The 7,732-nt window shown below is 37.5% G+C and carries 8 protein-coding genes and 2 tRNA genes; 9 read left to right on the forward strand and 1 reads right to left on the reverse strand.

From position 1 onward, the window contains the following. Positions 1–2: 2 nt before the first annotated feature. Positions 3–254, reverse strand: a complete 252-nt coding sequence (locus tag ASG38_RS16880; protein ID WP_056073749.1) for a hypothetical protein — start codon at positions 252–254, stop codon at positions 3–5. Positions 255–536: 282 nt separating this feature from the next. Here ASG38_RS16880 and ASG38_RS16885 point away from each other — a divergent pair, with 282 nt between their 5' ends. From ASG38_RS16885 to ASG38_RS16925, 9 genes are all read left to right on the forward strand, one after another. Next, complete coding sequence (locus ASG38_RS16885) at positions 537–2,090, forward strand: response regulator (RefSeq protein WP_056073752.1); 1,554 nt, start codon at positions 537–539, stop codon at positions 2,088–2,090. Between the two features lie 13 nt (positions 2,091–2,103). Then, positions 2,104–2,511, forward strand: coding sequence for a tRNA (adenosine(37)-N6)-threonylcarbamoyltransferase complex ATPase subunit type 1 TsaE (gene tsaE / locus ASG38_RS16890; protein WP_056073754.1), 408 nt, complete (start codon positions 2,104–2,106; stop codon positions 2,509–2,511). Positions 2,512–2,632: 121 nt separating this feature from the next. Next, the gene (locus ASG38_RS16895; protein WP_056073756.1) at positions 2,633–3,826 is read left to right on the forward strand and encodes an alanine dehydrogenase; all 1,194 of its coding nucleotides are present in this window, start codon (positions 2,633–2,635) and stop codon (positions 3,824–3,826) included. Positions 3,827–3,854: 28 nt separating this feature from the next. Continuing rightward, positions 3,855–4,241, forward strand: a complete 387-nt coding sequence (locus ASG38_RS16900) for a DUF4258 domain-containing protein (protein ID WP_056073785.1) — start codon at positions 3,855–3,857, stop codon at positions 4,239–4,241. 60 nt (positions 4,242–4,301) lie between these two features. Continuing rightward, positions 4,302–4,376 (forward strand) — tRNA-Val (locus tag ASG38_RS16905). 42 nt (positions 4,377–4,418) lie between these two features. Then, positions 4,419–4,492 (forward strand) — tRNA-Val (locus tag ASG38_RS16910). A 414-nt stretch (positions 4,493–4,906) separates the two neighbouring features. Continuing rightward, positions 4,907–5,836 (forward strand): hypothetical protein, encoded by a 930-nt coding sequence (locus tag ASG38_RS18070; protein ID WP_056073758.1) that lies wholly within the window; start codon positions 4,907–4,909, stop codon positions 5,834–5,836. Between the two features lie 175 nt (positions 5,837–6,011). Continuing rightward, positions 6,012–6,605, forward strand: a complete 594-nt coding sequence (locus tag ASG38_RS18075) for a hypothetical protein (RefSeq protein ID WP_056073760.1) — start codon at positions 6,012–6,014, stop codon at positions 6,603–6,605. Positions 6,606–6,632: 27 nt separating this feature from the next. After that, a partial coding sequence (locus ASG38_RS16925) for a vWA domain-containing protein (RefSeq protein WP_056073761.1) occupies positions 6,633–7,732 on the forward strand: 1,100 nt, incomplete at its 3' end.

Raw genomic sequence — 7,732 nt, forward strand, 5'->3', positions numbered from 1 at the left:
GCTTATCGGTCAGGGGTGTTCTCCGTTATTACCCTGGCTTCAGGCGTCCTCAATGAGGATCTCGTAAAAGAATGTGGTCTGTAATCAACATGATCTTCTTCAAGAGATTTTTCAAACATAACCTTTGCTTTTTCGTTGAATTCATCTGATTCAAGATACTTTAGGTTTTGCATGTTGTTGTAGGCAAGCGTTTGATTACCGCCAAACCATTCTCCATCCCATTCTTCAATTGTTTTGTTTCTGTCCGTTTCCATGATTGCAAAAGTGTTAAGTTATACAAGCCATTTAACTATCGTAAATTTACTAAAAAAATAGTTAAAACAAAAATTAAATATTTATATTTCAACAATTTACATCTGTTTTAAATAAAATATAGCCATACCTTTATTTTTAGATTTTTTGAGAATAAAAATCATAAAATTGAACTTTATTATAACGTATTTTTGTTGGTTTATTTTTACATAAATTTTAAGAGATTCGAAAGACAAAAGTGTTAAATTGCGATGTAATTGTTACGATAAACCTATCCGAAAAATATGGACAAAATAAAGATACTCTGGGTTGATGATGAAATTGATCTGCTTAAACCTCACATTCTGTTTCTTGAGAAAAAAAACTATGACGTAACCACTTGCAATAATGGTCGGGATGCAATAGACATCTTCGAAGAAGGCAATTTTGATATTGTTTTTCTTGATGAGAACATGCCCGGAATGAGCGGTCTGGAAACACTTTCTGAAATGAAAGAAAAAAAGACCGCCACCCCAATCATCATGATTACAAAAAGTGAGGAAGAATATATCATGGAAGAAGCCATTGGCTCCAAAATTGCAGATTATCTAATCAAACCGGTTAATCCAAATCAGATACTTCTTAGCCTTAAAAAAAATCTTGACAATACAAGACTTGTTTCTGAAAAGACCACACTTGACTACCAAAAAGAATTCAGAAAGATTTCTATGGAACTGGCTATGGTGAATTCTTATGAGGATTGGATTGAACTGTATCAAAAATTACTGTATTGGGAACTGGAGCTTGAAAATATTGACGACCAGAGCATGTTTGAAATCCTGGAATCCCAAAAAGTAGAAGCCAACTCCCAATTTGGAAAATTTATTGAACGGAATTATGAAGATTGGTTCCAACAAAATGCAGACAGGCCTACCTTATCACACACGCTTTTTAAAGAATTGGTTCTTCCGGAATTAAAGAAAAAAGACCGCCCTATATTGTTTGTAGTTATCGACAACCTGCGCTATGATCAATGGAAAGCCTTTGAAAGTGTGGTTGCCAACCATTACAAACTGGAAAAAGAAACTCCCTTTTTCTCCATATTACCTACTGCGACCCAATATGCCAGAAATGCTATCTTTTCAGGATTAACGCCTTTAGAAATGGAGAAAAAGTACCCGCAATACTGGAAAAATGATGTAGAAGACGGGGGGAAAAATTTATACGAAGCTGAATTTCTTACCGAACAGTTGAAACGCCTCGGAATGAATATCAAACAGGATTATTTCAAAATCACCAATTTTGCAGGAGGAAAAAAACTGGTTGACAATTTCAAGACATTGAAAAACAACGACCTGGTTACGGTTGTTTATAATTTCGTGGATATGCTTTCACATGCCAAAACCGAAATGGAAGTGGTAAAAGAACTGGCATCCAATGACAAGGCTTACCGCTCTCTTACTTTGAGCTGGTTTAAAAATTCACCTCTTTTAGAAATCATACAACAGGCACAGCAATTAGGATTCCGTCTGATTCTGACAACGGACCACGGTACGATAAACGTAAAAAACCCATCAAAAGTAATTGGCGACAGAAATACCAGTCTGAATCTTCGTTACAAAACAGGAAGAAGCCTTACCTATGAAGAAAAAGATGTTTTTGCCATAAAAGATCCAAAAAGCATACAACTGCCTGCCATAAATATGAGCAGTTCTTATATTTTTGCAAAAAATGATTATTTCCTGGCTTATGTAAACAATTATAACCACTATGTCAGCTATTACAGAAATACCTATCAGCACGGTGGGATATCGCTGGAAGAAATGATCATTCCGTTTTTGGTATTCAACCCGAAATAGACCTTTTGAATCTATGGAAATACAATTTACGCTTGATGAAATCAATCAGGTTGCTCAAAAAATATTAGAACAAAAACCATATAAGGTCATATTGTTTCATGGCGACATGGGAGCCGGAAAAACAACTATGATTAAGGCACTTTCCAAGGCTTTGGGAGTTTCTAATGCGACTTCAAGTCCTACATTTTCTTTAGTTAACGAATATGAAACTGATGGCGGTGAAATTGTCTATCATTTTGACGTTTATCGTTTGAATAATGAAAGTGAAGCTTATGACATGGGAGTCGATGAATATCTTTATTCCGGAGAATGGTGCTTTATTGAATGGGCTGAAAAAATTCCTAGTCTTATCCCTTCCGAACATTCGATTATTACGATAAAAGTTGAAAAGGACGGAAAAAGAAAACTGACATTAAAATAATTTTAAAAACTCACCCTGGCAGGGTTATGAACCCTGCCAGGGTTGTTAATTTTTATAGTACTGAACTCTTGCGACTTCACAACTTTTTCTTAACTTAGACCTTTAATACACAGCAGGAAATATGTCATTCACACCTTTCACCAAGCAGCAGTTGATTCCACAGGAGGAAAAGCTGGAAGTTGCACGCAAAAAAAGCGACCTGTTCATTGGAATCCCTAAAGAATCTTCTTTTCAGGAACGCCGAATCTGCCTGACTCCCGATGCAGTGAATACGTTAACCTCACATGGGCACCGTATTTTGATTGAAGCCGGAGCAGGAGAAAGTTCCAGTTATAGTGACCAGGAATACAGTAATGCCGGTGCAGAAATCACACAGGATACAAAAAAAGTATTCAACTGCCCAATGGTCTTAAAGGTCGAACCGTTGACATTGCCGGAAATTGAAATGATGAACAGTAATTCACTGGTTATTTCTGCAATACAAATCAAAACCCGTAAAAAAGAGTACTTTGAAGCCTTGGCCAGGAAAAAAATCACGGCTCTTGCTTTCGAATTCATAAAAGATGATGACGGCTCCTATCCTGCAGTAAAATCATTAAGTGAAATTGCAGGAACCGGCTCTATACTGATTGCCGCCGAATTAATGATTAACAACCAATTTGGAAAAGGGCTTCTTTTTGGCAATATAACAGGCGTACCTCCTACTGAGGTTGTCATTATAGGAGCAGGCACTGTAGCTGAATTTGCGGCCAGAACCGCCATAGGTCTTGGAGCCAGTGTAAAAGTTTTTGACAACTCAATTACAAAACTGCGCAGGCTTCAAAACAATCTGAACCAGAGAATTTTTACTTCAACTATACAGCCTAAATCCTTACTGAAAGCCTTACGCAGATGTGATGTGGCCATAGGTGCGATGAAAGGCAAAGACCGTTGCCCTGTAGTGGTTTCTGAAACCATGGTCGAGCATATGAAAAAAGGTGCTGTAATTGTAGATGTCAGTATTGATACCGGAGGTTGCTTTGAAACCTCGGAAGTGACCACGCATGAAAAGCCTACGTTTATTAAGAATGATGTAATCCACTATTGCGTGCCCAACATACCTTCACGCTATTCTAAAACAGCTTCACTTTCCATCAGTAACATTATTACTCCTTCCCTATTACAGATTGCCGAAGATGGTGGAATTGAAAGTGCCATCCGCTGCAACAAAGGACTCAAAAACGGAGTTTACTTTTATCATGGCATACTGACCAATAAAACAATTGCAGATTGGTTTGATTTGCCGGGAAGCGACATCAATTTAATTGTTTTTTAATCTTATCTTTGCGCCAAAATCAATTCTAATGAAATTTTCACAACGCCTCGCCTATTATCTGGGAGGATTATTACTAGGAACCATAATTGTCGTTTATTTTCTTCAGGCCAAAGCCGAATCCAGAAATGTAAGTTTTTGTTATTTACCCAACTGTCGCGTACTTCAGGATTTAAGAAAAAAGCCACTTCATTACAGTGCGGAATCTGAAGCCACTTTAAAAGAAAATTGGGTAACATTACAGGATGTTAAGAACTGCATGCAATATGGCGATGTTGATTTCTCGAAAAGTAATGAGCCATTTAAAGGAGGCAAAATTTATTTTATAAAAGGCAAAAACACTAAAGGCGAACCAATTACGGTTTCCATGGTTAATTATTCAGATAAGGTCCTTCTGAAAGAAATAAAAAAAGATTAAAAAAAGCAGGCGAAACGCTTGCAAATACAAATAGTTCGTGTATATTTGCACTCGCAATTGGGGCGATTAGCTCAGTTGGTTCAGAGCATCTGGTTTACACCCAGAGGGTCGGGGGTTCGAATCCCTCATCGCCCACAAAGCAAGCCTAAAGGCTTGCTTTTTTTATTCAACACATAAGGGTCATTAACTCAGCGGTTCAGAGTGCTACCTTGACAGGGTAGAAGTCACTGGTTCGATTCCAGTATGACCCACAAACCGGACTTCTTGTTCTAATAATAAAGATTAAGCAATAAAAAGGTCACTTCCCTTCTCTCCTATCTTTTCTTCAATATTATTTTTTGATAGTGTCTTATCAGCTTATTGTCCATTTTACCAGTTATCTGCAAAAAACCTCCACTTATTCCGAAATAACCCCACTTATTACTTTATGTCTTCATTATTGTAGAAAAAAGCTTACTTTTAGAATTGAGTTTTGATATATAAAACAACTATTGCGACTACAAATAACCCTTATATATTTTGATTAAAAGAAATTAACAACCGATTCCTGTATAATAAAAAAAAATTCCAGATTTATTATAGAACTAAATCACTAACTAATCTATTAACGCAAGCAACACAGTAAACACCATAATTTTTTTAACATTTTAAAATCCATACAAATTATGAATGCAAAAATCAGATTAGTAGCGCTGGCACTTTGCTCAGGTACATTTTGTGCACAAGCACAAAACACAGTAGTTGGAACAGGAACTTTCGGTTCGGGAGTCAACGAACCCTCATCAATTCAAAATACAATTGTAGGACCGGGTAATGCCGGGGCTTCAAACGCGGGTCAAGGAGCGAATGCTTTTTTTGGCTATCAGACAGGCATGTATATTAAAGACGCCAGTAGAAATACTTTTTTAGGAGCCTCAGCTGGAACAAATAAAATATCGGGAAACGAAAATGTTTTTACCGGTTATTCTGCCGGAAATAAAGATACATACGGCAATTATAATGTATTTACAGGAGCCTATGCAGGTTTTAATTCTTCTAAAGCAAACAATAATGTTTTTACAGGGTGGTCTGCAGGATATTCTAACAGTATAGGAGAAAATAATGTGTTTAACGGCTATAAGTCAGGCTATTTTAATCTTGCCAGTAATAATACTTTTTATGGTGCATATTCTGGGATGAATAATACTATGGGAATATATAATACCTTTACTGGAGTTAATTCAGGAAATAGCAACAGTACTGGTTCTTATAATACCTTTTGCGGATCTTTTTCAGGACGTTTGAATACCACTGGACAGTATAACACCTTTACTGGATCCTATTCAGGAAGCCGTAATAATACTGCTTCTTTTAATACCTTTTATGGAGCTTTTACAGGAAACTCAAATACAACGGGAGAGTATAACACCTTTACTGGATACTCCTCAGGAAATAGAAACAATATTGCTTCTTTTAATACCTTTCACGGATCTTTTTCAGGACGCTATAACACAACAGGAGGAAATAACACCTTTACCGGATCTTTTTCAGGAAGCTCAAATACAACAGGAGGAGGCAACACCTTATACTGGCACCAATTCAGGTGTTTCAAATGATACAGGATCTTCAAACAGCTTTTACGGATACGATTCAGGACGCTTAAACACGAGTGGATTCCAAAATAGCTTTCTCGGTTTAAATGCTGGTTACGGCAATACTACTGGTTACGAAAATATATCTATTGGTGCCAGTTCAGGATATAGTATTGCCTCGGGTATTAAGAATGTATTTTTGGGTTTTATAGCGGGTTTTAATAGTACAGGATCGGCTAATACTTATTTAGGCTCGGGTGCAGGGTTTAAAAACATAACAGGTTCACAAAATGTATTTCTTGGAAATGCAGCAGGCTATAACGAATTAGGAAGCAATAAACTCCATATTGCAAATAATGCCGAAACAACACTTATCTATGGTGATTTTTCAACTGGAAAAGTAGGTATTGGAGGCATCAATACCTATGCTACACCCGATACTTTTCCGGCAACAGCAGGAGCTGTAAGCCTGGCCAACTACAAGCTTTTTGTAAAAGGTGGTATTTTAACAGAAGAAGTAAGAATCAATCTTATGTCGGCGTGGGCGGATTATGTTTTTGCACCAGAATATCAATTAAAGCCATTAGCCGAGGTTGAAACTTTTATTAAAGAAAATGGCCATTTACCCAATGTTCCTTCAGCAGCAAAAGTAGCAGAAGAAGGTCTTGAATTGGGTGAAATCGCTAAAATACAACAAGAAAAAATAGAAGAACTGACACTTTATCTGATTGAACAGAACAAAAAAATAGAAGAACTTACGAAACAGGTAAAAATCTTATCGGAGAGAAATTAAATATCGTTTAACAAAAATATAGATAACATGAAAAACGTATATTTAATATACCTCTCCCTCCTGCTATTTGCCTTTAAAGGCTATTCACAAGGAAGTGATGTCATATTCTGGCTTGACAATAGTGGTTCTGTCAGCAATTCTGAATATGCAGAAATGTCTACCTCGGTTAAGGCAGTAATGCAAAAAGTCATAGAATGCAATCCTAATAATAGGATTTCCATAGTACAATATGGGTCTACAAGGTTGGGCGCTGCAAGTAAAATCTGGATTGAAACCCCTTTTACTAATATTGTACCTGTTTTTACCAGACGAAATGCTGTAGGCGACGGTGATTTTGCACATGAGGCTTTAGGCTTGATTGGAAATGCACTTGATGGAATCTCAAATTCAAATATAATAAGCCCCATAACCACATTAAACCGAACACCAGGCAATTCATTGGTTATTTATCTTTTTACAGATGCCGCGAGAAACATATCAGGCATAGGAGGCTCTTTTATTGTAAATTCCAGTTCCTCAGGATTTGGCACCGACGCTGCCTTCCAAAACTATACTGCTTTCAAGACAGTTCGCGGAGCTAAATTTGTCGTAACGATAATTCCGCCAGATGCCAGTGCTACAGCAGCCGCTGCTGCTGTAGCAAGCGCAGGGGGTACCTATACAGGGAGTGTCGAACCTTACCCTGCCGATCCCAACGGGGCTGGAACAACACCAAGATCTCTTTTGAATAAAACAAATTTTATCATGACCCCGGCTGAAATTAATACTACTACGGAACAAATCTGCTCTGTAGCAGAGGTAAGGTGCGCCACTAATCTTATCCTGACACCTCAATTCAATAATGTAGGCATGGGAGCACAGCATAATCGCCAGGCATCAAATTCAATACGAGCATCAAATCGTATACTTGGTAATGGTAGCGACGGAGGCATTGGAATATATCATGCCGGAAACACGATTGTGCTTAGATCTGGATTCCATAGCATGAGAGGTTCCCGATTCAGAGCCTATATTCAAAATTGTCCGAGTGATTTTGTGGGTAGGGAAGCAAGTCTTGAACCTGTTAAGGATAATGGGAAAGAAGAAAAAATCAGCCTGTTTCCAAATCCTTCAAGCACTAGCGTAAC

The organism is Flavobacterium sp. Leaf359 (assembly GCF_001423985.1).
Taxonomy (GTDB): Bacteria; Bacteroidota; Bacteroidia; order Flavobacteriales; family Flavobacteriaceae; genus Flavobacterium; species Flavobacterium lindanitolerans.